General features: G+C 73.5%; 23 protein-coding genes. 13 read left to right on the top strand and 10 right to left on the bottom strand.

Annotated features, from left to right (window positions below; genetic code table 11):
- Position 1: 1 nt before the first annotated feature.
- Positions 2–736: an IclR family transcriptional regulator gene (locus AMY39116_RS0330115; RefSeq protein ID WP_020421327.1), complete on the bottom strand. Its 735-nt coding sequence runs from the start codon at positions 734–736 to the stop codon at positions 2–4.
- Between the two features lie 83 nt (positions 737–819).
- On the opposite strand from AMY39116_RS0330115, the gene AMY39116_RS0330110 reads away from it, so the two are divergent.
- The 6 genes from AMY39116_RS0330110 to AMY39116_RS0330085 all read left to right on the top strand — a co-directional run bounded on the left by AMY39116_RS0330110 (position 820) and on the right by AMY39116_RS0330085 (position 10,906).
- A complete protein-coding gene (locus AMY39116_RS0330110) occupies positions 820–1,893 on the top strand; it encodes a cupin domain-containing protein (protein ID WP_020421326.1) in 1,074 nt (357 codons plus the stop codon).
- On the top strand, positions 1,890–2,717 hold the full coding sequence (locus tag AMY39116_RS0330105; protein ID WP_020421325.1) for a fumarylacetoacetate hydrolase family protein: 828 nt from the start codon (positions 1,890–1,892) through the stop codon (positions 2,715–2,717). The genes AMY39116_RS0330110 and AMY39116_RS0330105 overlap by 4 nt, the downstream gene beginning before the upstream one ends.
- Positions 2,710–3,291, top strand: coding sequence for a maleylpyruvate isomerase family mycothiol-dependent enzyme (locus AMY39116_RS0330100; protein ID WP_235716250.1), 582 nt, complete (start codon positions 2,710–2,712; stop codon positions 3,289–3,291). Before AMY39116_RS0330105 ends, AMY39116_RS0330100 begins: the two co-directional genes overlap by 8 nt.
- A 9-nt stretch (positions 3,292–3,300) precedes the next feature.
- A complete protein-coding gene (locus AMY39116_RS0330095) occupies positions 3,301–4,473 on the top strand; it encodes an FAD-dependent monooxygenase (RefSeq protein ID WP_020421323.1) in 1,173 nt (390 codons plus the stop codon).
- Between the two features lie 98 nt (positions 4,474–4,571).
- On the top strand, positions 4,572–5,177 hold the full coding sequence (locus AMY39116_RS0330090) for a dihydrofolate reductase family protein (protein WP_020421322.1): 606 nt from the start codon (positions 4,572–4,574) through the stop codon (positions 5,175–5,177).
- Positions 5,178–5,422: 245 nt separating this feature from the next.
- A complete protein-coding gene (locus AMY39116_RS0330085) occupies positions 5,423–10,906 on the top strand; it encodes a carboxyl transferase domain-containing protein (RefSeq protein WP_027936340.1) in 5,484 nt (1,827 codons plus the stop codon).
- A gap of 430 nt (positions 10,907–11,336) precedes the next feature.
- Here the strand turns inward: AMY39116_RS0330085 and AMY39116_RS43870 are convergent, their stop codons facing one another.
- Positions 11,337–12,689 (bottom strand): alpha/beta fold hydrolase, encoded by a 1,353-nt coding sequence (locus AMY39116_RS43870; protein WP_369794362.1) that lies wholly within the window; start codon positions 12,687–12,689, stop codon positions 11,337–11,339.
- 347 nt (positions 12,690–13,036) lie between these two features.
- Here AMY39116_RS43870 and AMY39116_RS0330075 point away from each other — a divergent pair, with 347 nt between their 5' ends.
- On the top strand, positions 13,037–13,459 hold the full coding sequence (locus tag AMY39116_RS0330075; protein WP_020421319.1) for a hypothetical protein: 423 nt from the start codon (positions 13,037–13,039) through the stop codon (positions 13,457–13,459).
- Positions 13,460–13,511: 52 nt separating this feature from the next.
- On the opposite strand, the gene AMY39116_RS0330070 is transcribed toward AMY39116_RS0330075, so the two are convergent.
- Positions 13,512–14,159, bottom strand: a complete 648-nt coding sequence (locus tag AMY39116_RS0330070) for a response regulator transcription factor (RefSeq protein ID WP_020421318.1) — start codon at positions 14,157–14,159, stop codon at positions 13,512–13,514.
- Complete coding sequence (locus AMY39116_RS43865) at positions 14,156–15,337, bottom strand: sensor histidine kinase (protein WP_020421317.1); 1,182 nt, start codon at positions 15,335–15,337, stop codon at positions 14,156–14,158. The genes AMY39116_RS0330070 and AMY39116_RS43865 overlap by 4 nt, the downstream gene beginning before the upstream one ends.
- A 646-nt stretch (positions 15,338–15,983) precedes the next feature.
- Between AMY39116_RS43865 and AMY39116_RS0330060 the strand changes: the two genes are divergently transcribed.
- Complete coding sequence (locus tag AMY39116_RS0330060) at positions 15,984–17,018, top strand: NAD-dependent epimerase/dehydratase family protein (protein ID WP_020421316.1); 1,035 nt, start codon at positions 15,984–15,986, stop codon at positions 17,016–17,018.
- Here AMY39116_RS0330060 and AMY39116_RS0330055 read toward each other — a convergent pair.
- The 4 genes from AMY39116_RS0330055 to AMY39116_RS0330040 form a co-directional block, all read right to left on the bottom strand.
- Positions 17,008–19,095 carry a bifunctional polysaccharide deacetylase/glycosyltransferase family 2 protein gene (locus AMY39116_RS0330055; protein ID WP_020421315.1) on the bottom strand — a complete coding sequence of 696 codons (2,088 nt, stop codon included), beginning with the start codon at positions 19,093–19,095 and terminating at the stop codon, positions 17,008–17,010. The two genes, AMY39116_RS0330060 and AMY39116_RS0330055, sit on opposite strands and share 11 nt — an antisense overlap.
- Positions 19,092–19,451: a hypothetical protein gene (locus tag AMY39116_RS0330050; RefSeq protein ID WP_020421314.1), complete on the bottom strand. Its 360-nt coding sequence runs from the start codon at positions 19,449–19,451 to the stop codon at positions 19,092–19,094. The genes AMY39116_RS0330055 and AMY39116_RS0330050 overlap by 4 nt, the downstream gene beginning before the upstream one ends.
- A gap of 216 nt (positions 19,452–19,667) precedes the next feature.
- Positions 19,668–19,964, bottom strand: a complete 297-nt coding sequence (locus tag AMY39116_RS0330045; RefSeq protein ID WP_020421313.1) for a MoaD/ThiS family protein — start codon at positions 19,962–19,964, stop codon at positions 19,668–19,670.
- Positions 19,961–21,076, bottom strand: a complete 1,116-nt coding sequence (locus AMY39116_RS0330040) for an exo-alpha-sialidase (protein ID WP_020421312.1) — start codon at positions 21,074–21,076, stop codon at positions 19,961–19,963. Before AMY39116_RS0330040 ends, AMY39116_RS0330045 begins: the two co-directional genes overlap by 4 nt.
- A 125-nt stretch (positions 21,077–21,201) precedes the next feature.
- Between AMY39116_RS0330040 and AMY39116_RS43860 the strand changes: the two genes are divergently transcribed.
- Positions 21,202–21,492: a 4a-hydroxytetrahydrobiopterin dehydratase gene (locus AMY39116_RS43860; RefSeq protein ID WP_020421311.1), complete on the top strand. Its 291-nt coding sequence runs from the start codon at positions 21,202–21,204 to the stop codon at positions 21,490–21,492.
- A 42-nt stretch (positions 21,493–21,534) separates the two neighbouring features.
- On the opposite strand, the gene AMY39116_RS43855 is transcribed toward AMY39116_RS43860, so the two are convergent.
- Positions 21,535–22,362, bottom strand: coding sequence for an SDR family oxidoreductase (locus AMY39116_RS43855; RefSeq protein WP_051123626.1), 828 nt, complete (start codon positions 22,360–22,362; stop codon positions 21,535–21,537).
- Between the two features lie 29 nt (positions 22,363–22,391).
- Complete coding sequence (locus AMY39116_RS0330025) at positions 22,392–23,555, bottom strand: S1C family serine protease (RefSeq protein WP_084506186.1); 1,164 nt, start codon at positions 23,553–23,555, stop codon at positions 22,392–22,394.
- A gap of 121 nt (positions 23,556–23,676) precedes the next feature.
- On the opposite strand from AMY39116_RS0330025, the gene AMY39116_RS0330020 reads away from it, so the two are divergent.
- From AMY39116_RS0330020 to AMY39116_RS0330005, 4 genes are read left to right on the top strand one after another with little or no spacing between them, the layout of a single operon-like run.
- Positions 23,677–24,114, top strand: a complete 438-nt coding sequence (locus tag AMY39116_RS0330020; protein WP_020421309.1) for a hypothetical protein — start codon at positions 23,677–23,679, stop codon at positions 24,112–24,114.
- Positions 24,111–25,343 (top strand): NRAMP family divalent metal transporter, encoded by a 1,233-nt coding sequence (locus tag AMY39116_RS0330015; protein WP_020421308.1) that lies wholly within the window; start codon positions 24,111–24,113, stop codon positions 25,341–25,343. Before AMY39116_RS0330020 ends, AMY39116_RS0330015 begins: the two co-directional genes overlap by 4 nt.
- A complete protein-coding gene (locus AMY39116_RS0330010) occupies positions 25,340–25,735 on the top strand; it encodes a hypothetical protein (protein WP_020421307.1) in 396 nt (131 codons plus the stop codon). The genes AMY39116_RS0330015 and AMY39116_RS0330010 overlap by 4 nt, the downstream gene beginning before the upstream one ends.
- The gene (locus AMY39116_RS0330005) at positions 25,722–26,000 is read left to right on the top strand and encodes a PRC-barrel domain-containing protein (RefSeq protein ID WP_020421306.1); all 279 of its coding nucleotides are present in this window, start codon (positions 25,722–25,724) and stop codon (positions 25,998–26,000) included. The genes AMY39116_RS0330010 and AMY39116_RS0330005 overlap by 14 nt, the downstream gene beginning before the upstream one ends.
- Positions 26,001–26,247: the final 247 nt, after the last annotated feature.

Genomic DNA, 26,247 nt, shown 5'->3' with positions numbered 1-26,247 from the left:
CTCAGCCCAGGTCGTTCGCGATCGCCGTCGCCGCCGCCGACAGCGCGCCGACCCAGGTGGGCAGCAGGTCGTGGTCGAACCGGGCCGACGGCAGGGCCACCGACAACGCGGCCGCGGGCTCGGCCCCGGCGGGCCACGGGATCGCCACGCCGACCGCGGTCAGGCCGGTCTCCGTCAGCTGGTCGTTGACCGCGAAGCCGCGCCGCCGCACCAGGCCAAGCTCACGCCGCAGGCGGACGAGGTCCACGTCCGTCCCGGCGTACCGGCGCGTCAGCTCGGCCGGCGGCAGCGCGGCCAGCAGCGCCTTGCCGCCGGACACCTGGTGCGCGGGCAGCGCCCGGCCCGCCCGGTCGCCCACCCGCAGGATCTGGTCGCACTCCACCGACGCCACGAACCGCGTCTCCGTGCCTGCCAGGACCTGCAGGTTCACCGTCTCCCGCACCCGCGCCACCAGCGCGCGCAGGTGGGGCATCGCAGCCTGGCGCAGCAACGCCACCGGCGCGCTGACCGGATCCGCGGGCCGCAGCACCGGCCCGGCCTGGTAGCGGCGGTCCGGGCCCTGCTCGGCGAAGTCCCGGTACACCAGCATCTGCAGCAGCCGGTGCGCCGTCGAACGGGACACGCCCAGCCGTGCGGCCGCCTCGGACACCCCCATCGGCCCCTCCTGCTGCAGCACCGTGGCCAGGTGGAGCGCGTGGTCGACCGAGTCGATCGCGTAGGATGGCTTGTTCTTCACAGCAGAATTCTAGATCCCTGCTGACAGAACATCGCCTAGCGTCCTCCTCGACCCGCCGTCCCCGAGGAAGGAGTGGCCAGGCGATGACCGCCAACCAGCCCGATCCGTCCCCCGAGCTCGACGAGCTGTACCGGGGGTTCGCGGAGGAACTGCTCGTTCCACTGTGGACCGAGATCGGCGACCTGATGCCGATGAGCCCGTCCCCGGCGATGCGCCCGCACGCCTGGCGTTGGAAGACCCTGCTGCCGCTGGCGGAGAAGGCCGGCGAGCTGGTGCCGGTCGGCCGCGGCGGGGAGCGGCGCGCCATCGCGCTGGCCAACCCGGGCCTCGGCGGCGCGCCGTACGCGACGCCGACCCTGTGGGCCGCAATCCAGTACCTCGGCCCCGGTGAGAACGCGCCCGAGCACCGGCACACCCAGAACGCGTTCCGGTTCGTCGTCGAGGGCGAAGGCGTGTGGACCGTCGTGAACGGCGACCCGGTGGCGATGCGCCGCGGCGACTTCCTGCTCACCCCCGGCTGGCACTTCCACGGCCACCACAACACCGCCAGCGAGCCGATGGCCTGGATCGACGGCCTGGACATCCCCTTCGTGCACTACACCGGCTCGGCGTTCTTCGAGTTCGGCCCCGAGCAGGTGTCCAGCACCGAAACCCCGCAGCGCTCCCGCGCCGAGCGGCTGTGGGCCCACCCCGGCCTGCGCCCGGTGTCGCAGACCGCGCCTGCGGTGAACTCGCCGATCGCCGCCTACCGCTGGGAGCACACCGACGCCGCGCTGACCGATCAGCTCGCGCTGGAGGACGAGGGCCACCCGGGCGTGGTCGAGCCCGGTCACGCCGCGGTCCGCTTCACCAACCCGACCACCGGCGGCGACGTCATGCCGACCATCCGCGCCGAGTTCCACCGGCTGCGCGCCGGCGCCGAGACCGCGCCGCGGCAGGAGGTCGGGTCGGCCGTGTGGCAGGTCTTCGACGGCTCCGGCACGGTCCGCGTCGGCGATCAGGAGTGGACCGTCGACCACGGCGACCTGTTCGTCGTGCCGTCCTGGGCCGAGGTGACCCTCGCCGCCGACACGCAGCTGGACCTGTTCCGCTTCAGCGACACCCCGATCTTCGAACGGCTGCACGCCGACCGCGTGCGGGTGGGAGGGCAGCGGTGAAGCTCGCGACCCTGCGCACCGCCGAGGGCACCCGCGCCATCCGAGTCGAGGGTGAGCGCTACGCCGAGCTCGGCGCGCCCGACGTCGGCGCGTTCCTGGCCCAGGAGGACTGGCGCGCCCAGGCCGAGACGGTCACCCCGGAGCGGCCGCTGGCCGGTGCGGACCTCGCCCCGGTCGTGCCGCGCCCGGGCAAGATCCTGTGCGTCGGCCTGAACTACCGCAACCACATCCTGGAGATGGGCCGCGAACTGCCGCGGTACCCGACGCTGTTCGCCAAGTACCCGGAGGCGCTCGTCGGCCCGGCCGACCCGATCGCGCTGCCGCCCGAATCGGACGCGGTGGACTGGGAGGCCGAGCTGGCGCTCGTCGTCGGCGCCACCGTGCGCCGCGCGAGCGAGACCGAGGCGGCCGCGGCGATCGCCGGGTTCAGCGTCCTCAACGACGTCACCACCCGCGACTGGCAGTACCGGTCGCCGATGTGGTTGCAGGGCAAGACCTTCGAGGGCACCACGCCGTTCGGCCCGTACCTGGTGACCCCGGACGAGCTGCCCGGCGGCACCAGGCCCGAGCTGGACCTGAGCTGCGCGGTCGACGGCGAGCAGGTGCAGAAGGCCAACACCGGCGACTTGGTGTTCGACCCGGTCGAGCTGGTCCGCTACGCCTCCACGATCCTCACGTTGCGGCCCGGCGACGTCATCGCCACCGGCACCCCCGGCGGGGTCGGCCACGCGCGGAAACCACCGCGGTACCTGTCCCACGGCGCCCGGCTGGTCACCGAGATCAGCGGACTGGGCAGGCTGGAGAACGTGGCCCGCGATGAGTGACTGGATGGACGACGGCACGCGGCTCGTCCTCCGGGCGGTCGACGAGCTGCCCGACGACGCGTTCGACGCGCCGACGCTGCTGCCCGGATGGACCCGCCGCCACCTCGTGGCGCACCTGCACTACAACGCCGAAGCGCTGCGGCGCCTGCTGAGCTGGGCCCGCACCGGCGTCGAGTCGCGCATGTACGAAAGTGCCGAGCACCGCGCCGCCGAAATCGAGGCGGGGGCGAAGCTGCCCGTGCCCGAACTGCGGCGGCTGGTGCACGGCTCGGCGGACGCGCTGGCGGCCGACGTGGCGGCCCTGCCCGCGGACGCCTGGGCCAACGAGGTGGTCACCGCGCAGGGCCGGACCGTGCCCGCCACCGAGATTGTCTGGATGCGCACCCGCGAGGTCGCCGTGCACGCCGTCGACCTCGACTGCGGCGTCGGGTTCGAGGACCTGCCCGCGGACCTGGTCGAGGCGCTGATCGCCGACGCGCTCCGGCGGCGGACCGCGCAGGGCCACGGCCCCGCCCTCGCGCGCTGGCTCACCGGACGTGCCGAGCAGGCCCCTGAACTCGGCCCCTGGCTGTAGGAGGAAGACATGACCGACACCGATGTCGTGGTGGTCGGCGGCGGGATCGGCGGGCTCGCCAACGCCCTCGCCCTCGCCGCGGCCGGGCAACGGGTCCGGGTGCTGGAGCGGGCCCCGGCGTTCGCCGAGGTGGGCGCCGGGCTGCAGCTGGCCCCCAACGCGACCCGGATCCTGCGTGAGTGGGGTCTGCTGGACGAAGTGGTCGCGCGCGGCGTGCTGCCGCGGCGGCTGGTGCTCAAGGACGCGCTCGACGGCGCCGAGCTGACGTCGATGGACCTCGGGCCGGGGTTCGTCGAACGCTACGGCGCGCCGTACGTGGTGATCCACCGCAGCGACCTGCTGACCATCCTGCACGACGCTTGTGCCGATGCCGGAGTCGAGTTGCTGGCCGATCACAAGGTCGACGACGTCGAGGTGCGGCCCGACGGCGTCCGGCTGCGGGTGGGGGAGCGGGAGTTCGCGGCGGGCGCCGCGCTGGCCGCCGACGGGCTGTGGTCGTCGCTGCGGTCGCGGCTGTCCGGCGACCAGCCGGTGTGCTCCGGGTACGTCGCCTACCGCGGCACCCGCCCGGTGTCCGAGGTGACTGGGCTGGATGCTGATGTGCTGACCGACGTGGTCGTCCACTTCGGACCGAAGTGCCACCTCGTGCAATACCCGTTGCGGGGTGGGGAGTTGCTCAACACGGTCGCGGTGTTCGCCTCGCCCGCCTACGAGCGCGGCGAGACCGAGTGGGGCGGCCCGGAGGAGCTGGACGCGGCGTTCGAGGATACCTGCGACGCGGTGCGGCGCGGGCTGGCGTGGCTGTGGCGGGACCGGCGGTGGCCGATGTACGACCGGCTGCCGGTGCCGCGCTGGGTCGACGGACGGCTGGCGCTGACCGGCGACGCGGCGCACCCGATGCTGCAATACCTCGCGCAGGGGGCGTGCCAGGCGCTGGAAGACGCGCACAGCCTCGCCGGCGAGGTCGCCAAGCAGCAGGCCGCCGCCGCGCTGGACTGGCCGGCCGCGCTCACGGCGTACGAGCAGGCCCGCACGGCGCGGACCGCGCGCGTGCAGTCCAGCGCGCGGGTCTGGGGCGAGCTCTGGCACTGCGACGGCCTGGCCCGGCTGCTGCGCAACCAGTACCTGACCGAACGCCCCCTGGACGACTACCGCTGGACCGACTGGCTCTACCAGCTGTGAGGCGCTGACGGGGCACCTCCGCCGTGCGGGGTGCCCCGCCGGGGCGGTTGCGCCCGCACGGCCCCTGGGGGACGCTGGTCCCCCTGGGAGGAGCGACGATGGGGACGACCTACCTGCACGCGGTGGCCTCGCTGGACGGCTACATCGCCGACGAGAACGACGACGTGGGACCGCTCCACGACTGGTACTTCAACGGCGACCACCCGCTCGTCGACGAGGACCACCCCGACATCCACGGTTCGCCGTTCCGGGTCTCGGCGGCCTCCGCCGAGTACGTCCGCGGCATGTGGTCGCGCCAGAAGGTCCTGGTCGTCGGGCGGCACCAGTTCGACCTGACCAACGGCTGGGAAGGTCATCCGCCCGCGAGCGAGCACGTCGTGGTCGTGTCGCACCGGCCGCGGCCGGAAGGCTGGCACCCGGAGGCGCCCTACCACTTCGCCGGCTCGGTGGAGGAGGGGATCGCGCGAGCGCAGGAACTGGCGGGCGACGGCGAAATCGGGGTGGGCGCGGGCGACGTCGGCGGGCAGGCGCTGGCGCTCGGGCTCATCGACCACGTGGCGATCGACGTCGTGCCGGTCGTCTTCGGCCGGGGGAAGCCGTACTTCGGACCGCTCGCCGGCGGCGACCTCATGCTCGGCGACCCCGAGGTGGTCGTCCAGGGCGACGGCGTGCTGCACCTGCGCCTCCCGGTGCGCCGCGGCTAGCCGGCCGTTGGCCGTCTTCTACAAGGGCGAGTGACCAGGCTCTCACGATCCGCGCGGTCCCGCGTGCGCGCGAGCCGTGGGCATAGTCCCGGGTCAGAGCGGTCCTTTGGAGGGTTCCGACAAAAAACCGCCGTCGGCACGGTGCGGGTGCGACGATCACACTACCGGTGGGTACGCGCGATGCTGGACCAGCGGCCAGGGGAGGCCGCGCAGTCCAACCACCACAACTTGTGAGGCTCGATTCGGTGTTCAGTCGTGTCGCGATCGTCAACCGGGGAGAAGCCGCGATGCGGCTCATCCACGCCGTCGGTGAGCTCAACGCGGAGGGCGGGCCGCGCATCGAAACGGTGGCCCTCTACACCGACGCGGACCGCAACGCCACGTTCGTGCGGGAAGCCGACATCGCCTACAACCTGGGTCCCGCGGCCAACCGCCCCTACCTCGACCTCGCCGTCCTGGAACGCGCGCTGACCGAGACGAAGGCCGACGCCGCCTGGGTCGGCTGGGGCTTCGTCGCCGAGGACCCGGCCTTCGCCGAGCTCTGCGAGAAGATCGGCGTCACCTTCATCGGCCCGAACCCGGAGGCGATGCGCAAGCTGGGGGACAAGATCGGCGCGAAGCTGATCGCCGAAGAGGTGGGCGTGCCGGTCGCGCCGTGGAGCCGCGGCCCGGTCGAGGACCTCGACGCCGCGCTGCGCTCCGCCGAGCAGATCGGCTACCCGCTGATGCTCAAGGCCACCGCAGGCGGTGGCGGCCGCGGCATCCGGGTCATCCACAACGCCGACGAGCTGCGCGACGCCTACGAGCGCACCAGCCAGGAGGCCGCGCGCGCCTTCGGCAGCGGCGTGGTGTTCCTGGAGCGCCTGGTCACCGGCGCCCGGCACGTTGAGGTCCAGGTCATCGCCGACGGCCAGGGCACCGCGTGGGCGCTGGGCGTGCGCGACTGCTCGGTGCAGCGCCGCAACCAGAAGATCATCGAGGAGTCCTCCTCGCCGCTGCTCGCCCCGGACCAGGTGGCCGAGCTGAAGGCGTCCGCCGAGCGGCTGGCCGTCGCGGTCGGCTACCGCGGCGCCGCCACCGTGGAGTTCCTCTACCACCCCGGCGAGAAGCTGTTCGCCTTCCTCGAGGTGAACACCCGCCTGCAGGTCGAGCACCCGATCACCGAGGCCACCACCGGCATGGACCTGGTCAAGGCCCAGCTGCACGTCGCGTCCGGCGGCAAGCTGGAGGGCGCCCCGCCCGCCGAGCTGGGGCACGCCATCGAGGCCCGGCTCAACGCCGAGGACCCCGACCGCGACTTCGCGCCCGCCCCGGGCCGCATCGCGCTGCTCGACCTCCCGGCAGGCCCGGGCATCCGCGTCGACACCGGCGTCAGCGAGGGCGACACCATCCCCGCCGACTTCGACTCGATGATCGCCAAGATCATCGCCTACGGCCGCGACCGCGACGAGGCGCTGTCCCGCCTGCGCCGCGCGATGCGCGAGACCACCGTGCTCATCGAGGGCGGCACCACCAACAAGAGTTTCGTCCTCGACCTGCTCGACCAGCCCGAGGTGATCGACGCCAGCGCAGACACGGGCTGGATCGACCGCGTCCGCGCGCAGGGCCGCCTGGTCTCGCACGCCCACTCCGGCATCGCGCTGGCCGCCGCCGCGATCGAGGCCTACCAGGACGAGAAGCAGGTGGAGCTGCAGCGCCTGCTGTCCACCGCGCACGGTGGCCGCCCCCAGGTGCAGCACGAGGTGGGCCGCCCGATCGACCTCAAGCTGCGCGGCGCGACCTACCGGCTGACCGTCGCCGAAACCGGGCCGGGCCGCTACCGGATCGGGTTCGTCACCGGTGACGACGTGCAGACCGTCGACGCCGAGCTGGAGCGCTACGACTCGCACACCGGGCAGATCCACGTCAACGGCCGCCGCTTCCGGCTGGTGACCGGCACGCACGGGCCGATCCACCTCGTCGAGGTCGACGGCGTCACGCACCGGATCAGCCGCGACGAGGGCGGCGTGGTCCGCTCGCCCGCCCCGGCGCTGGTGGTCGCCACGCCGCTCGCCGTCGGCGACGAGGTCGAGGCCGGCGCGCCGGTGCTGGTGCTGGAGTCCATGAAGATGGAGACCGTCCTGCGCGCGCCGTTCAAGGCGCTGCTCAAGGAGTCGATGGTCTCCGTCGGCAGCCAGGTCGAAACCGGCGCCGCCCTGCTGCGCCTGGAACCGCTGGCCGAGGACGCCGACGCCGCGCCGGAAACCGCGGGAGTGGACCTGGACCTGCCGTCCGAGCCGGACGGGCTGACCGCGGCGCACCGCGTCGAGCGGGGCCTGGCCGACCTGCGCAGCATGCTGCTCGGGTTCGACGTCGACCCGCGCGACGGCGGCCGCACCCTGGCCCGGTACCTGGCCGCGCGCGCCGAGCTGCCGCAGCGGCCGCTGGCGGCCGAGACCGCGCTGCTGGAGGTCTTCGCCGACCTGTCCGAGCTGTCCCGCAACAAGCCGGACGGCGAGGAGACCAAGGCCGAGACGCGGGTGCACAGCCCGCGCGAGCACTTCCACACCTACCTGCAGAGCCTGGACGCCGAGCGCGCCGGGTTGTCGGAGACCTTCCAGGGCCGCCTGACCCGCGTGCTGGGCCACTACGGCGTCGAGGGGCTGGACCGCACGTCCGAGTTGGAGGAGGCGGTCTTCCGCGTCTTCCTCGCCCAGCAGCGCGCGGCTTCCGACGTCGCCGTGATCACCGCGCTGCTGCAGCAGTGGCTCACCGAGGCCCCGCCGCACAACGGGCTCCGGCAGACCGTCGGCCAGGCGCTGGAGCACCTGATCCGCGCCACCCAGCTGCGGTTCCCTGTGGTCGGCGACCTCGCCCGCAGCCTGGTGTTCCGCTGGTTCGCCCAGCCGCTGCTGCGCCGCACCCGCGCCGAGGTCTACACGAAGGTGCGCCGCCACCTCAGCTACCTCGACGCCAACCCGGAGGCGCCCGACCGCGAGCAGCGCATCGCCGAGATGGTCGCCAGCCCCGAACCGCTGGTGCGGCTGCTCGGCCAGCGCATCGGACGGCCCGGCCTGGACCCCGGCCCGCTGCTGGAGGTCCTCAGCCGCCGCTACTACCGCGAGCACGGCCTGGAGGGCGTGGAGACCGGCACCGCGGGCGGGCACGCGTTCGTCACCGCCGGGTACGACCTGGACGGCCAGCGGCAGCGGCTCATCGCGACCGTCGCCGACTTCGACGACCTGGCCGACGCGGTGCGCACGGTCGCCGACGTCGCGGCGAAGGCCGAGCCCGGCGCGCTGGTCGCCGACATCTACCTGACCTGGACCGGCCAGCCCGCCGACGCGGACCTGATGGCCGCGGAGCTGCGCGAGGTGCTGTCCCGCGTCGCGCTGCCGGGCAACCTGCGCCGCGTCACCACGACGGTCGCCGGGCGCAGCGGATCGGCGATGCACCACCACTTCACGTTCCGGCCGTCGTCGGCGGGCCTGGCCGAGGAGCGGCTGATCCGCGGCCTGCACCCGCTGATCGGTCAGCGGCTGCAGCTGCGGCGCCTGCAGAACTTCGACCTCACGCGGCTGCCGTCGGCCGACGAGGACGTCTACCTGCTGCGCTGCGTCGCACCGAAGAACCCGTCCGACGAGCGCCTGGTGGCGATGGCGCAGGTCCGCGACCTGACCCCGCTGCGCGACGACGAGGGCCGCATCCTGGCCCTGCCCGCGGTCGAGGGCGCGCTCGGCGCGTGCCTGGACGCGATCCGCAAGGTGCAGGCCCAGCGCCCGGCCAAGAAGCGGCTCGACACCAACCGGATCTTCCTCTACGTGTGGCCGCCCAGCGACCTCACCGCCGAGGACCTGAACACGGTCGCGCAGCGCGTGGTGCCGACCACCGCGGGCGCCGGTGTCGAGGAGGTGCTGTTCCTCGGCCGCCAGCGCGACAAGGAGACCGGCGAGCTGCGGCCGATCGCGGTGCGGGTGACCTACGACGTCGCCACCGGTGTCCGGCTGACCATCACCGACCCGCCGACCGAGCTGATCCAGCCGCTGGACGACTACGGCCAGAAGGTGCTGCGCGCGCGGCGCCGCGGCACGGTCTACCCGTACGAGCTGACCGGCATGCTGGCCGGGGATGGCGGCTCGTTCACCGAGTACGACCTCGACGACTCCGGCGCGCTGGTGCCGGTCGAGCGCGAGCGTGGCCTGAACAAGGCCGGGATCGTCGCCGGCGTGGCGACCACGCCGACCGAGCGGTACCCGGAGGGCGTGACCCGCGTGGTGCTGCTCGGCGACCCGACGAAGGCGCTGGGCGCGCTGTCCGAACCGGAGTGCGCCCGCGTGATCGCCGCGCTGGACCTCGCGGAGCGGTTGCGGGTCCCGGTCGAGTGGTACGCGCTGTCGGCCGGCGCGCGGATCGCGATGGACTCCGGCACCGAGAACATGGACTGGATCGCCGCGGCGCTGCGCCGCATCGTCCAGTTCACCCAGGACGGCGGCGAGATCAACATCGTGGTCGCCGGCATCAACGTGGGCGCGCAGCCGTACTGGAACGCCGAAGCCACGATGCTCATGCACACCAAGGGCATCCTGGTGATGACGCCGGACTCGGCGATGGTGCTGACCGGAAAGCAGTCGCTGGACTTCTCCGGTGGTGTGTCGGCCGAGGACAACTTCGGCATCGGCGGGTACGACCGCGTAATGGGGCCGAACGGGCAGGCGCAGTACTGGGCGCCGAACCTCGGCGCCGCGCACGGCGTGCTGATGACCCACTACGACCACACGTACGTGCTGCCGGGGGAGAACGGCCCGCGCCGGGCGACCACGACCGACCCGGTCGACCGGGACGTGTGCGACTACCCGCACGCGATCGTCGGGTCCGACTTCACCACGGTGGGCCAGATCTTCTCGCGGGAGACCAACCCGGACCGCAAGAAGCCGTTCGACATCCGCACCGTGATGCGCGCGCTGGCCGACCAGGACCACGCGATCCTGGAACGCTGGGCAGGCATGGCGGACGCGGAGACCGCGGTCGTGCAGGACGTGCACCTCGGCGGGATCCCGGTGTGCCTGCTGGGCATCGAGTCGCGGTCGGTGCCGCGGCGCGGGTTCCCGCCCACCGACGGCCCGGACACCTACACCGCCGGCACGTTGTTCCCGCGCTCGTCGAAGAAGGCGGCGCGCGCGATCAACGCGGCGAGCGGCAACCGGCCGCTGGTGGTGCTGGCGAACCTGTCCGGTTTTGACGGTTCCCCGGAGTCGATGCGCAAGCTCCAGCTGGAGTACGGCGCGGAGATCGGGCGGGCGATCGTGAACTTCCGCGGGCCGATCGTGTTCTGCGTCATCTCGCGCTACCACGGCGGGGCGTTCGTGGTGTTCTCGAAGACGCTGAACCCGAACATGACGGTGCTCGCCGTGGACGGCTCGTACGCGTCCGTGCTGGGTGGTGCCCCCGCGGCGGCCGTGGTGTTCGCGCAGGAGGTCAACGCCCGCACGGCGAACGACCCGCGGGTGTCGGAGCTGGAGGCGCGGATCGCGTCGGCGGACAGCGCTTCGCGGGCCGCGTTGGTGACGCAGCTGGCGGACGTCCGGGCGTCCGTGCGGGCCGAGAAGCTGGGCGAGGTGGCCGCCGAGTTCGACGGGGTGCACTCGATCCAGCGGGCGCAGCGCGTCGGCTCGGTCGACGCGATCATCCGCCCGGAGGAGCTGCGGCCACAGATCATCGCGGCGGTGGAGCGGGGTCTGGCGCGCGCTTGATGCCGGGGGCGCCCGGCGTTGGCTGGGCGCCCCTTCGGTTTTTCGACGCTGGCCGGGCGCGTCTTCGGGCTCGGCGTTGGCTGGGTGCCCCTTCGGCTTCGGCGTTGGCCGGGCGCTCGTCGGCTTCGGTCTTGGTTGGGCGTCTCTTCGGGCTCGGCGTTGACTGGGCGTCTCTTCGGGCTCGGCGCTGGCTGGGTGCCCCTTCGGCTTCGGCGAGGTTGCTGGCGGCGGTGCTGCCCTCAGATTCCCGCGCAGCACGAGCCGCGCACCGCGCGGCGAGTGCTGCCTCCGGGGATTCCTCACGCAGGTGCTGCCCCAGCGGCACGGGCGACCGAGGGCTCGGGACCGGCCAGCGGCACGGGCCGCTGGGGCTTCCTCGGATTCCCGCGTGGCGGGTGCCCACGCCGCGCCGCACTGGCTTCCAGGGGCGTCAGATTCCCGCGTGGCGGTTGCGGGCCAAGGCGCGCAGCACGCGCCGTGCCGCGCGCTCCGGGGAGCCGTCCCCGGCCACGATCACGTTCAGGCCGGGGAAGTCCCGTCGCAGGCGGGCCGCTTCCGCGGGGTCGTGCAGCACGAGCTGCCCACCCTCGCCGCGGTCGGCCATCCGCGCCGCGAAGTCCCGCGCCGTGCCCCGGCTGTCCACCACCACGTCCGGCACGTCCGGCCCGTCGCCGCGCACCTCGGCTCCGGCCCCCGCGAACGCGGCGGCCGCCGCCCGAGCGAACCGGCTCTCCCCGGTGACCACCACCAGGTAGCCGTCGAACCTGGGCGTCCGCGCTCGCCGCGGTGCGCGGCGATCCGGTGCCGCCTCGGCGGAATCCACCGGCTCGGTCCCGTCGAGCCGGGCTGTCCGCGCTCGCCGCGGTGCGTGGAGTTCCGGTGCCGTCTCGGCCGCGCCCGCACGCGCGCGCCGCAGCCCCCGGCTCTCCGGCGCTCCCTCGGCGAAATCCACCAGCTCGGCCGCGCACCGCGCGATCACGTCCGGCCTCTCGCGCGGGATCCAGTGCCCGCCGGGCAACCGGCGCACCCACAGCCGCGGCGCCCACCGCGCCACGTCCGTCTGCAGCGCGGGCGTCACGTACGGATCACCCAGCGGCGCGAGCACCTGCACCGGCACCTCCGCGGGCCGCGGCCGCGGGCGCGACAGCCGCATGCCGACGTTCGCCCGGTACAGCTCCAGTCCGTGCACCGCGTCCGCCACCGCCGGGCGGCCCGCCGCACTGCCCGAAAGCCGCCGCAGCACCCGGCGGCCCACCCCGGACCGCCAACTCAGTTCAGGAACCAGCGGGATCTGGAAGAACACGATGTAGCTCGAATGCACCAGCTGCCGCAGCGCGGGCCCCCACCCCGACGGCCGCCGCAACCGCGTGCGGAACCAGTGCCCGGCGTGGTCGAGCGACGGCCCGGAGATCGACGTGAACGACGCGATCCGCCCGCGCAGCCGGTCCCCGGTCACCGCGTGCCAGCTCTGGATCGACCCCCAGTCGTGCGCGACGAGGTGCGCCGGGCGGTCCGGGCTGACCTCGTCGAGCACGGCGGCCAAGTCCTCGGTCAGCCGATCGAGCGCGTACCCGTCGCGCCGCGGCGGCCGGTCCGACTCGCCCGCGCCGCGGACGTCGTAGGTGACCACGTGGAACCGTTCCGCGAGCCGGGCCGCCACACCGTCCCAAACGGACCGGTCGTCGGGGTAGCCGTGCACGCACACCACGGTCGGCGCGGCCGGATCACCGGCTTCCGCGACCGCGATGCGCGTGCCGTCCCGGGACACCACTCGCCGGACCACGCCGCCTCCTCGCTGAAGCTATTACCCGAAGTAACAGTTACTGCGATGAGCATCGGCGGCCGGGCGAGCCTTGTCAAGCGCCGCGGTCTGGTCCAGTCCACACGCGTGAGTGACGCACCAAGGGTGGATGCGCTGCGCGGCAACGGAATTCGCGACGTCCGCCGTGACGGATCGGTTTCGCGGGGCCGACCAGCGGGAGTTCGCCTGTCACGTCGCCACGCCGTGATCGCAACGTGTCCTGCGTCACATCTGCGTGCCGGATTTGCCCCAGCCGTCCCGGGCACCCGGTCCGCGGAGCCGCAGAGGTTCCGGCCCGGAATCCGTTGATACGAAGGGAATTCAGAACAATGAACGTTCGTCGCTTCGCGATCGCCAGCCTGCTGGCCATCCCGCTGTCGTTCGGTGCCGCGGGCATCGCGTCGGCTGACAGCTACGGCGACTCCGCCGCGTCCGCCGGCCCGGACGGCGCCGCGATCTCCAGCACCGGCTCGGTCGCGGGCCACCACTACGGCTACGACGACGACGGCTACGGTCACGGTCACGGCTGGGGCTACGCGGGCTACTACGACGCCAACCTGTCGGCAGGCCCGGAGGGGGCGGGTGGCGACTACACCGTTTCCGGCACCAACGGCCACACCTCCTTCTACGGCGAGGGCTGCCAGTGGGCGGGCCCGGAGGGCGCGCACTCGAGTGAAACCTGGTCGGTCGCGGGTCACCACCACCACGACCACGACTGGGACGACGACGAGGACGAGGGCGACGACGACTGACGTCACCCGCACCGCCTCTCTCCCTGACGGTGACCCCCGGTCCGGCCGGGGGTCACCGTTTCCCGGTGTCCGGGGTCAGGTCGTGGCGCACCGCGAGGATCGCCAAGTGCACGCGGCTGGGGCTGCCGGTCTTGTCCATCAGGTTCGCCACGTGCGTCTTCACCGTGGTGACGCCGACGTGCATCCGCGCCGCGATGTCCGCATTGGACAGTCCCATCCCGACCAGCCCGAGCACCTCCCGCTCGCGCGGGGTCAGTGGCAGGTCCGGCCGTTCCGCCCTGGACCGCACCGCCTGCCCGACCAGGCGCCGCAGCACGTCGTCGCTGAACGGGCTGCCGCCCGCGGCCGCCCGGCGGATGCCGTCGAGCAGTTCGGCGGGCGTGGCGTCCTTCGCCAGGAACCCGCACGCGCCCGCGGCCAGCGCCGGGTACAGGTGCTCGTCGTCGTCGAAGGTCGTCAGCACCACGATCCGCGTCGCGGGCCGTTCGCCCAGGATCGTCTTCGTCGCGGTGATCCCGTCCGTGCCGGGCATCCGCAGGTCCATCAGCACCACGTCCGGCTTGACCCGGCCGGCCAGCCGGATCGCCTCACCGCCGTGCGGCGCCTCGCCGACGACCTCGATGTCCGGTGTGGACTCGCACAGCATGCGCAGGCCGGCGCGGACGAGTTGCTGGTCGTCGACGAGCAGGGTGCGGATCACGGGACCTCCGAATCGACCGGGGCGGACGTCTCCGCCGGGAACAGCGCACGCACCCGCCAGCCGTCGCCGTGCGGGCCCGCGTCGAGGGTGCCGCCGACCAGGTCGACGCGTTCCCGCAGGCCCACCAGTCCGTAGCCCGGCTCGCCGTCGCCGTCCCGCGCGCCACCCGTGTCGGTGACCTCGACGAGCACCTGCCCGGCGCCGGCGTCCACCCGCACGCTCGCCCGCGCGCCGGGGCCCGCGTGCTTGGCGACGTTGGTCAGGCTCTCCTGCACCAGCCGCAGCACGGCCAGGCCGCGCAGCGAGTCGAGCGCCGCGATGGCGGGGTCGACGCGGCAGTCGATCGCCAGCCCGGCCTGCCTGCTGCGCCCGATCACCGACTCCACCGCGGCGGGCAGCGAGGCGGTCTCGATGAGCACGCCGTGGTCGCGCACGCTGGCCGGGTCGCGCAGCGCGGACACCAGCTCCCGCAGGTCCGCCAGGGTCCGGGTGGCCGAGGCGTGCACGTCGTCGAGCACCTCGCCCACCCGCGGATCCAGGTCCGGCACCACCGCCCGCGCCACACCGACGCGCAGCGCCATCGACGCGACGTGGTGGGCGACCAGGTCGTGCAGCTCGCGGGCGATCTCGGTGCGCTCGGTCAGGCGGGCGCCGCGCGCGGCCAGTTCCCGGCGCGCCTCGGCCTCCGCGGCCCGCGCGCTCGCCTGCGCCACCGCTCGCACCCCGGCCCGCAGGTAGGCGCCGAGCAGAAGCGGGCCGCCGACGACCGTGAGGACCCGGTAGCCGACGGCGAGCACGCCGGTCAGCACGTGGTCGTAGGTGCCGAGCACGAAGTACACCGCGGTGAGCACCCCGGCGCCGACCAGGGCTTCGCGCATCGGGCGGCGGATGGCCAGCTCGAACACCGCGACGCTGGCCAGCACCTTCACCGCCACCGGTGTGGCGTCGGCCCACTGGTGCGCGGCCAGGATGAGCAGGGACTCCACCCCCGCGACCGCCAGCGGCCACACGCCGCCCGCGAGGAACACCCCGGCCGCGGCGAACACGACCACCCAGTCCGCCGGCGTCGGCTCCGGCCGCTGCACCAGGAGCAGGTAGCCGGGGCCGATCACGAGCGGCAGCAGACGCGCGGGCCCGAACCGGTCGCCGACCGCCCGCCCAACCCACGCCAGAAGCACAGAACCGACACTAACGGGCGGGCGCACCGGGCGGCTCCTCCCTGGGAAGGAGGTTCCGCCGATTTCGGATGGCTGGTGCGCGGGGTGGTGGCGGTCGGGTGGTCGGGCCGGGTGGTTCCTCTGGGGGAGGGGATCCGCCTGGGCTGGGTGGCTGGTGCGCCGGAGTGCGGTGGGGCCGAGGTTGGTGTGCGGCGGTGGTTGTGCGGCGGTTGGGCCGGGTGGTTCCGCTGGGGAGGAGGGTTCGGCTGGGCTGGGTGGCTGTGGGGCCGGGGTTGGTGTGCGGCGGTTGGGCCGGGTGGTTCCGCTGGGGGAGGAGGGTTCGGCTGGGCTGGGTGGCTGTTGGGCCGAGGTTGGGGCGGGGCGGTGGCTGTGCGGCGGTCGGGACGGGAGTTTCCTCCTGGGGGAGGGAGGTCTGCCTGGGCTGGGTGGCTGGTGCGCCGGAGTGCCTGGGGCTGTCCGGTAGCGCCGGGCGGCGCCTCCAACGGAGATCCGGCCCCGGGTGGCCGCCGGGCTCGGTGCGTGGCGGCGTTCCGGAAAACCCCGCCGAGCGCCTCCTCCCCGGGAACGAGCGACCATCCGCCGCGAGGCCACCGCCTCCGGCGCGCGGGACGAGGCCGCGACCTGCTCACACACGCAGCCTGGAGGGGTGACCGACGAAACCGTCCTCGTGACCGGCGGCACCGGCTACCTCGCGAGCTGGTGCATCGACCTCCTCCTGACCCGCGGCTACCACGTGCGGACCACCGTCCGGGACCGCTCCCACCGTCCGGTGGTGGCGGCCCAGCTGCCGCCCGGGCACCCCACGGCCCGCCTCACCGTCGTCGAGGCCGATCTCGGCTCCGACGCCGGCTGGGCGGAGGCCGCGGCGGGCTGCGACTTCGTCCTGCACGTCGCGTCGCCGTTCCCGGCCGTGCCGCCGCGGGATCCCGCCGCCCTGGTCGGCCCCGCCCGGGACGGCACCCTTCGCGTCCTCGCCGCCGCCCGGGCCGCGGGCGCCCGGCGGATCGTGGTGACCTCGTCGTCCTCTGCGGCCGCCTACCCGGCAGGCCCCCGGCCCGACCCGATCACCGAGGACCACTGGACCGACCCCGGCCACCCGCTGGCCCGCGCCTACGTCCGCTCGAAGACCCTCGCCGAGCGTGCCGCGTGGGCGTACGCTCGCGAGCACGGCATGACGGACCGGCTGACCGTGATCGCGCCCGGCACGCTGCTGGGACCCGTGCGCGGCCGCCCGTCCTACTCGCTGTCGGTGGTCGAGCGGCTCGTGACCGGCCGGATGCCCGGGCTGCCGCGCCTGGGTTTCCCGTTCACCGACGTGCGCGACGTCGCCGCACTGCACGTCGCCGCCATGCTCAGCCCGGCCGCGGCTGGGGAGCGGTTCCTCGCCACCGGCCCGTTCCACTGGATCGAGGACATCGCGGCCATCCTGCGCGGGCAGCCCGGCGCGCGAGTGCCGTCCCGGCGGCTGCCCGGCCCGCTCGTCCGCGCCGCCGCCCTGTTCGACCCCGCGCTGCGCCAGGTCGTGCCCGAGCTCGGCGAGGAGTTCCGCTTCGCCACCGGCAAGGCCCGCGACGTGCTGGACTGGAACCCGCGGCCGCTCGCGGACACCGTGCTCGACTGCGCCCGCTGGTTCGTCAGGGCCCGCTCGTTCGTCAGGGCCCGCCCGCTCGTCAAGGCCTGAGCAGCCCGCGCCGCGGCAGTTTGTGCCACGGCAGCCGCGCCCCGGCGAGCGCCGTGCTCAGCGACTGCAGCACCACGAGGTACATCAGCTGCCGGTAGACGAACTGCTGCAGCGGCAGCGCGAGCAGCGGCCGCAGCGGTTCCCGGTCCAGCCGGAACGCCACCACCGCCGGGATCGCCTGCAGCGCCAGGAACGCCAGCCACGCCCCGAGCACCAGCCACCGGTCGCCGGTGAACAGCCCGAACACCGCGGCCACGTCGACGAGCGGCGCGACGATCGGCAGCAGCACCTGGAACAGAAGCAGGTACGGCAGCCCGCGCCGCCCCAGCCGTCCCGCGCTGCCGCGCTCGGCGACCGCGTGCCGGTGCTTCCACACCGACTGCAGCGTCCCATAGCACCAGCGGTACCGCTGCTTCCACAGCTCCGCCAGCGTCGCCGGGGCCTCGGTCAACGCCCGCGCCTCCTCCTCGTACACCACGCGCCACCCGCCGCGCTCCAGCGCCATCGTCAGGTCGGTGTCCTCGGCGAGCGTGTCCGTGGGTACCCCGCCGACTCGCAGCACCGCCGACCGCCGGAACGCGCCCACCGCGCCCGGCACCGTGGGCATGCACTCGAGCACGTCGTAGAGCCGCCGGTCCAGGTTGAAGCCGCACACGTACTCGATGTGCTGCCACCGCCCGAGCAGGCGGCCGCGGTTGCCGACCTTCGCGTTGCCGGACACCGCGGCCACGGCCGGATCGGCGAAGTTGCGCACCAGCGCGGGCACCGAACCCGGCTCCAGCACGGTGTCGCCGTCCATCAGCACGACCAGCTCGGTGCGCGCGGCGGCGAGACCGGTGTTCAACGCGGCCGCCTTGCCCGCGTTGGCCTGCCGGATCAGGCGCACGCTCGGGCGGCGGCGGGCGATCCGCTCCACCAGCGCGTCGGTGCCGTCGGTGGATCCGTCGTCGACCACGATCACCTGCACGCGCGGGCCCGCGGCGAGCGCTGAGCGAACAGCCCACTCGATGCCTTCGCGTTCGTTGTAGGCGGGGATGATGACGGTCACCGGCTGGTCCGGCGCCTCCCGCGGACGCCGCCGCCGCACGTGCAGGCTCGTCGTCACGCCGAGCAGAACCGTGCGCAGCAGCGCCAGCACGGTCGCCACCACCGTCAGCGCGAACAGCGCGCCCGCCACGAACTCCCCGGCGCCCACGGCGAACACGAGCAGCCAGCCGCCGATCCGCGCGCGGACCGGCGCCGCCGCCTGGGTGCCGGACAGCCCGACGGACTCGCTGACCGTGCCGAACGTCCAGCCGCGCGACCGAAGTTCCGGGATCAGCCGGTCGAGCGCCTCGACGGTCTGCCCGCGGTCCCCGCCGCCGTCGTGCATCAGGACCACCGCGCCGGCGTTCCCGGCCGGGGTCACGCCGGCGACGATCGCGTCGGCACCGGGGCGGCGCCAGTCCTGAGAGTCCACATCGGACAAGACCACGATCTTGCCGTCCGCGCCCAAGCGCTGTGCCGCGGCCCAGTCCCGATCGTCCAGACTGTCCGGAGTGGACGAATAGGGCGGCCGCACCAGGGCCGGGAGGACGCCCGCGGTGCCGGCGAGGACGAGGTCCGTCGTGCGGATCTCCAGATCGGCCCGGAAGTCGCTCGCCGCGCTCAGGTCGGTGTGGCTCGCGGTGTGGTTGCCGATCTCGTGGCCGCGGGCCAGGATCTCGCGGACCAGGTCCGGGTGTTGCGCGGCGCGCGCGCCGGTCACGAAGAACGTCGCCTTCGCGCCGTTCCGGTCCAGCGCGTCGAGGATCCGCGGCGTCCACACCGGATCCGGCCCGTCGTCGAAGGTCAGGGCGATCGTGTGGTCCCGCGCCCGCGCGGTGGCTGGGGAAGGCGACCGCGGGTCGATCACCGCGCCGCCGCCGCGCACCTGCGCGGGCACGGTCGTCGCGGGACCCGGCGGTGACGTGTCCTCGCCGCCGTCCGCGCCCTTGACGACCGTGTCGAGCGCGAGCAGGCCGGCGACGACCGCGAGGATCGCCGACAGCAGCAGCCAGTGGGCCTTCGGCGGGCTCGGCCGCCGGTGCCGGGTCACCGGCCGGGTTCCGGCTGGCCGTCCTGCCCGCGCCCGGGTGGATCGGGGCGGGCACGCGGGTTGCGCGGCTCCTCGGAGAACACCGGCGGTTGCGGCGTGGCCGGCGTGGTCACGGCCGGAGCCTGTGGCGGCGGTGCCGTCGAACTCGACTCCGGGGCCTTCGACGCCCGGTCGGTGCCGCGTGGGGTGGTGGTGTCATCGGCGACCGACGGACCGCCCTGTGGCGGCGGCGTCGGCGACGCGGCAGGCGCGTCGGGTGCCGGCAGGAGCACGGAGGCGGGGATCGGCGCGCCCAGCAGCGAAGCCACCAACAGCACGGCGTAACCGCTGACCAACACGCACGCCGCGATGCTCACGCGGCGCACGATACGGCGTCTTCGCCCGGACGGATCGACGAAAACGGATTTCTCCCGCGGAATTTCGACAGTGTCGTCGCTAATTGTCTTCATCACCAGGGCATCGCGTCGGGGGGACCGGTCGGGGGGCCTTCACCCTAGACACATCCGGTGCGCCGACCAAGCCTCACCCCGGTGGTGAATGTTCCGCGGTTTCCGTGCGGGGCCGGGGAAAAGTCAACCGCCCGCCATCGCGCCCATCACGAGGAACGGTTCGGTGCCCGCGACCACCGGCGCGGGCAGGGGGGCGTCCGGCTCCTCGTGCGACAGGTCCTCCTCGCAGGCGAAGAACCGGACGAACGCCCGTCGTTTCCCGGTGCCGTGCTCGCGGATCGTGCCGCGCAGCATGGGATAGCGCTCTTCCAGCGCGTCCAGCAGGGCACGCTGGGTGACGGCGCCGTTCAGGTCCAGTTCGACCTCGCCGTCGATGTGGGCGATGGTGCGCAGGTGCGCGGGCAGGTGGACGCGGATCATGGCAGCGTCTGGACCTCCACCGACAGGACCGCGGGCAGGTCGCGCACGATCGGCGCCCAGGTGTCCCCGGAATCGGCCGACGCGTACACCTGACCGCCGGTCGTGCCGAAGTAGACGCCGCACGACTCCAGCGAATCCACCGCCATCGCGTCGCGCAGCACGTTGACGTAGCAGTTCTCCTGCGGCAGCCCAGCCGTCAGCGGCTCCCACTCCTCACCGCCGCCGCGGCTGCGGTACACGCGCAGCCGCCCGTCCGGCGGGAAGTGGTGCTCGTCGCTCTTGATCGGGACCACGTAGACGGTGTCCGGCTCGTGGGCGTGCACGTCGATGACGAACCCGAAGTCCGTCGGCAGGTTCCCGCTGATCTCGTACCAGTTGTCGCCGCCGTCGTCGCTGCGCATCACGTCCCAGTGCTTCTGCATGAACAGCACGTCCGGGCGCTGCGGGTGGCGCGCGATGTGGTGCACGCAGTGGCCCACCTCGGCGTCCGGATCGGGAATCTGGCCCGACTTCAGGCCGTGGTTGATGGCCTGCCAGGTCTTGCCGCCGTCCTCGGTGCGGAACGCCCCCGCCGCGGAAATGGCGATGATCAGGCGGTTCGCGTCGCGCGGGTCCTGGATGATCGTGTGCAGGCACAGCCCGCCCGCGCCCGGCTGCCACTTCGGGCCGGAGCCGTGCCCGCGCAGGCCCGGCAGCTCCTGCCAGGTCGCGCCCGCGTCGTTCGAGCGGAACAGCGCGGCGTCCTCCACCCCGGCGTAGATCAGGTCCGGGTCGGTCAGCGACGGTTCGAGGTGCCACACGCGGGCGAACTCCCACGGGTGCGGTGTGCCGTCGTACCACTGGTGGGTGCCCGGCACGCCCTCGTAGGAGAACTCGTTGCCCACCGGCTGCCACGTCTTCCCGCCGTCGTCCGAGCGCTGGATCAGCTGGCCGAACCAGCTCGTCGACTGGGCGGCGAAGATCCGGTCCGGATCGGCGGGGGAACCCTTGAGGTGGTAGATCTCCCAGCCCGGGAAGTGCGGGCCGGTGACCTCCCAGTCGGCGCGCCGTTCGTCGGACGTCAGGACGAAAGCACCCTTGCGTGTGCCGACCAGCACGCGAACCCCGCTCATCGCCGCTCCTTCCCGTGTCAGGTGGTTAGACCGTAAGGAGCAAGGGGGCCGCGCGTCTTCTCCAATCTTGCGCGGTTCGCTGGGCGGGCCACGGGTACCCGCCCGGGAAACGGAAGGAGGACGTCGTGCCGGAGACGCTGTCGGACACCGAAATCGCCCGGGCGCTGGATGGGCTCGCGGAGTGGCGCGGGGACGCCGGCCACCTCTCGCGCACCGTGCACGTGCCGGAGCAGGCGCACGGCGCGCTGATCGGCCGCGTGCAGCGGGACGCGGCGGAACTGAGCGACCACGCGCAGTTCGAACGCCGCCGGGGCGAGCTGACGTTCACCGTCACCACGGGCTTCCCGGGCCGGGTCACCGAGCCGGACCTGTGGCTGGCGCGCCGCATCGAAGCGGTGCTGGCGGAACTGGCCTGACGCCGCGAATCCCACGTTCACGCCCGCGGAACACGGGCCGCGTCAGATCTTGCGCCAGCTGTTGTCGCCGAGGCCGGAGGCTCCCTGGGGGCCCATGAGGAGCATCCCGCCGTCCACCACGTACGACGATCCGGTCACGTAGCCGGCCGCGGGGGTGGTCAGGAACGCCACCACGGCGGCGACCTCGTCCGCGTGCCCGGTCCGGCCCAGCGGCACGCCGGGGCGTTCCTGGTCGCGCGGGTTCACGTCGGTCTGGCCGGTCATCGGCGTGGAGATCTCGCCCGGGGCCACCGAGTTGACCGTGATGCCGTGCTCGGCCAGCTCCAGCGCCAGCACCTTGGTCAGCATGCCCATCCCGGCCTTCGCCGCGCAGTACGGCGCCGCGCCGACCTTCGGGGCGTGCTCGTGCACGCTGGTGATGTTGACGATCCGCCCGCCGCCACCGGCGTCGATCATGTGCCGCGCCGCCCGCTGCGCGCACAGGAACGCGCCGTCCAGGTCGACGCTCAGCACGTGCCGCCAGGTGTCGAAGTCCATGTCCATCACCCGCTGGCCGGTGCCCGTGCCGGCGCAGTTGACCAGGACGTCGACGCCGCCGAGCGCCTCGGCGAGCTCGTCGATCGCGGCCGCCGCCGTGGGCAGGTCGCCGAGGTCGAGCTGCCGCACCTCGGCGCGCGCGCCGGCTTCGCGCACCTGCGCGGCGGTCGCGTTGGCGCCCTCTTCGTCCCGGTGCCAGGTGATGCCGACGTCCACGCCGCCACCACCGAGCGCGACGGCGATCGCCCGCCCGATACCGGAGTCGGAACCGGTCACGATCGCGGTCCTCGGCCGTCCGCCCTGCTCCGCGGGCAGGGGAGCTGTGTTCGTCATACCTCCCAGCTACCCCGGCCCCGCGGCGGCTAACCCACCGGCCCCTCGACCAGGGTGGCGGTCGCGCTGCGCTGCTGCCCGGACTGATCCAGCCACGTCACCGTGACCCGGTCGCCGGGGTGCAGCGTGTCCAGCACCGCGGTCAGGTCGGTCGCCGAGCCGACCGCGCGGCCGTCCAGGGCGACGATGACGTCACCGGCGACGAGCCCGGCGTCGTCCGCCGGGCCGCCGGGCACCACCTGCTGCACCAGCGCGCCCGAGCCGCCCGCGTCGCTCACCGACACGCCGACGAACGCCGACGGTCCGATGTGGACGGTGTCGGAGCCCTGGCCCGCCTCGATGCGCTGGGCCAGGCTCAGCGCGTCGTCGATCGGGATGGCGAACCCGCTCACCCCGGCGGTGCGCTCGTTCTGCCCGAACTGGTAACCGGTCGAGGCCGCGGTGTTCATCCCGATCACCCGGCCCTCGGCGTCGGCCAGCGCACCCCCGGAATCGCCGGACTGGATGTTCGCGTCCACCTGGATGAGCCCGGTCAGCTGCTCGGAACTGCCCGTAGACTCGTCCGTCGCGGTGATCGACTGGTTCAGCGCGGTCACCTTCCCGGGTGACACGCTGGGCTCGCCGCCGTCGCCGCCCGCGTTGCCCAGCCCCACCACCGGATCGCCGACGGACACCTCCGACGAGTCGCCCGTGGTGACGGTGCCCAGCCCGGAGGCGTTCTGCACCTGCAGCAGCGCCACGTCGCGCGAGCGGCTGTATCCGAGGACCTCGGCGCGGTAGGTGCGGCCGGTGTCCACGTCGGTCACCTTGATGCTGGTCGCGCCCGCGACGACGTGGTTGTTCGTGAGGACCTTGCCGTCCCCGGTGAGCACCATCCCGGTGCCCGCGGCCTGCTGCCCGGAGTACCCGAGCGTCGAGTACACGTCGACCAGCCCGGGCTCGACCTTCTCCGCGACGTCGGCCACGTCGAGCGTCGAGTTGCCGGTCTGCTCGTTGCGCAGGCTCCGCTCCAGCGGCGACGAGGCGCTGCCCGGCGACAGGGACCCGCGGCCGAGGTCCCACGCGACGAATCCCAGCACGACCAGCACCACCAGGCCCAGCGTGGCGAGCGCCGTGCCCAGCCCGCGCTTCCGGCGTGGCGGCGGCGGGGGTGGCGGCGCCCAGGGGTCGTACTGCGGTGGGTAGTAGCTCATGAGTGCCCCTCCTCCGCCGTCCAGTGAACCCCGCTTCTCTGAGAATCGCCTGCGGCGCGGCCGTGAAACCCCTGAGAAGCACCCCTGTTTGCGGAGTTGACCAAGGGGTACACCGCCCTTGATGCGGAAGAGGACGGCTTTCGCGGGTCTCGCGCTCGCGGTCACGCTCACCGCCTGTTCCGGCAGCTCAGCAGCGAGCTACGAGGACAGTGCGGTCGTCCGCGCGCAAGAGGGCCTCTCCGCCGTCGGCACCCTGCACCAGATCATCCGCGCCCACACCGAGGGCAGGCTGTTCCCCACCTACGCCACCGCGGCCACCGACGACGTGCTCGCCACCGCCACCAAGGCGCTCGAGGAGCTGGACAGCCGGCCGCCCACCAGCCCGGAGACCCAGCAGCTCTACGACGAGCTGCACCCCCGCCTGCAGGACGCGGTCGCGCGCGTCACCGAGGCCAGGGATGCGCTGGACTCGGGCGACACCGGCCGGATCGCCGCGGCGGACACCCAGCTGGTGCGGGCCGCCGACGAGCTGACCACGTTCGTGACGAGCCACCAGTGAAGAAGCTCATCGCCGTCACGCTGGGCATCCTCACCGCCATCGGGGGGTTCGTCGACATCGGCGACCTGGTCGCCAACGCCCAGTCCGGCGCCCGCTTCGGCATGCGGCAGGCGTGGATCGTGGTCGTCGGCGTCGTCGGCATCTGCGTGTTCGCCGAGATGGCAGGCCGGGTCGCCGCGGTCAGCGGCCGCCCCGTGTTCGACCTGGTGCGCGAGCGCCTCGGCCCGCGCATCGCGATGACCAACCTCGTCGGGTCCTACCTGGTCACGCTGCTGACCCTGACCGCGGAGATCGGCGGCATCGCGCTGACCATCCAGCTCGCCAGCGGCCTGCCGCACGTGCTGTGGGTGCCGCTGGCCGCGTTCGCCGTGTGGATCGTGCTGTGGCGCGTGAAGTTCCAGGTGATGGAGCAGGTGTTCGGCGTGTTCGGGCTGGCGCTGGTGGTGTTCGTGGTCGCCCTGATCGCGCTCGACCCGCCGTGGGGCACCTTCGCCGAGCAGCTCACGCACGCCGGCCCGCCGCAGGGCGAGAACTGGGGCACCTGGGGCTACCTCGCCGTGTCGCTGTTCGCCTCCGCCCTCACCCCGTACGAGGTGTTCTTCTTCTCCTCCGGCGGGGTCGAGGAGAAGTGGACGACGAAGGACCTCGCGACCGAACGCAGCAACACCTTCGTCGGCTTCCCCCTCGGCGGGCTGCTCGGACTGGCGATCATGGGCTGCGCCGCGACGGTGTTCTTCCCCGCCGGAGTCCAGGTCGACCAGCTCAGCCAGACCGCGCTGCCGGTCGCGCTGGCGCTGGGAAAGCTGGGCCTGGTCGTGGTGATGATCGGGTTCTTCGCGGCCACGTTCGGCGCCGCGCTGGAGACCGGGCTGTCCACCGGGTACTCGATCGCGCAGTACTTCGGCTGGCAGTGGGGCAAACTGGTGAAACCCCGCGAGGCGGCGCGGTTCCACACCGTCGTGCTGGTCAGCGTGCTGCTCGGCACGGCGGCGCTGCTGACGACGATCGATCCCGTGCAGATCACCGAGCTGTCGCTGCTGTTCAGCGCGGTGGTGCTGCCGCTGACCTACCTGCCGATCCTGGTCGTCGCCAACGACCGGGACTACCTCGGCGACCACGCGAACGGGCGGGTGCAGAACTTCCTCGGCGTGACGTTCCTGATCATCATCGTCACCGCCGCGGTCGCGGCCATCCCGCTCATGATCATCACCGGGATGGGGCAGACATGACCCACGGCCGCCCGGACCCGCTGCGGGTCGAATTCCACCTGCTGGACCGCCAGATCGTCGACGTCGACGGGCACCCGGTCGGCAAGGTCGACGACGTCGAACTGGCCCGCGGCCCCGACGGCACCTACCACGTCGTCGCGTTGCTGGTCGGGCAGTACGCGCTGGGGCAGCGGATCGGTGGCCTGCTCGGGAAGGTGCTGTGCGGGCTGGCCGCGCGGCTGGGCGGCGGGCGGACGGAGCCGCTGCGGATCACCTACGACCACGTGAAGCAGGTGAGCAGCGAGGTGACGCTGTCGCTGCGCGCGGAGGTGCTGGAGGTGCCGCCGCTGGAGAAGTGGTTGCGGGACAAGCTGATCTCGCGCATCCCGGGAGCCGGACATGCCGGGGGATGAGGTGCGGGCGAGCGACCTGCTGGGACGCCGCGTGTACGACGCGAGCGGCCGCCCGCTCGGGAAGGTGACCGACCTGATCACGCGGCTGGACGAGCTCGGCCGGGAACGGACCGTGGCGGTGCTGGTGACTCCTCGCCGGCGGGGCCGGTTGCTGGGGTACGAGCGGTCCAGCCAGCGTGGGCCGTGGCTGCTGGCGTGGCTGGCGAAGGTGCTGCACCGGGGCACGCGGGAGGTGCCCTGGGCGGAGGTGCGCTGGGAACGCTAGGCCCGTGCCCGGTGGTTCCCGCCCGCGGGGCGGAAGGGGAGCGGCCGGGTGGTGGTTCGCGCCTGGCGGCGTGGCGGTGGGGCGCGGTGGCGAGGCGGGAGGGCCCGCAGGTGCTTTGCGGCCGGCGGGCGCGGTGGCCGCCGGAGGGTGCAGGTGGGTGGTGATTTCCGCCGGTGGGGGTGGGTGCCCGGGTGCGCTGGGGCTCGGTGGCGGCCGGAGGGTGCAGCTGGGTGGTGATTCCCGCTGG

Source organism: Amycolatopsis sp. ATCC 39116 (genome assembly GCF_000231075.2).
Taxonomy (GTDB): Bacteria; Actinomycetota; Actinomycetes; order Mycobacteriales; family Pseudonocardiaceae; genus Amycolatopsis_E; species Amycolatopsis_E tucumanensis.
This window is presented reverse-complemented; position numbering and strand designations above follow the sequence as displayed.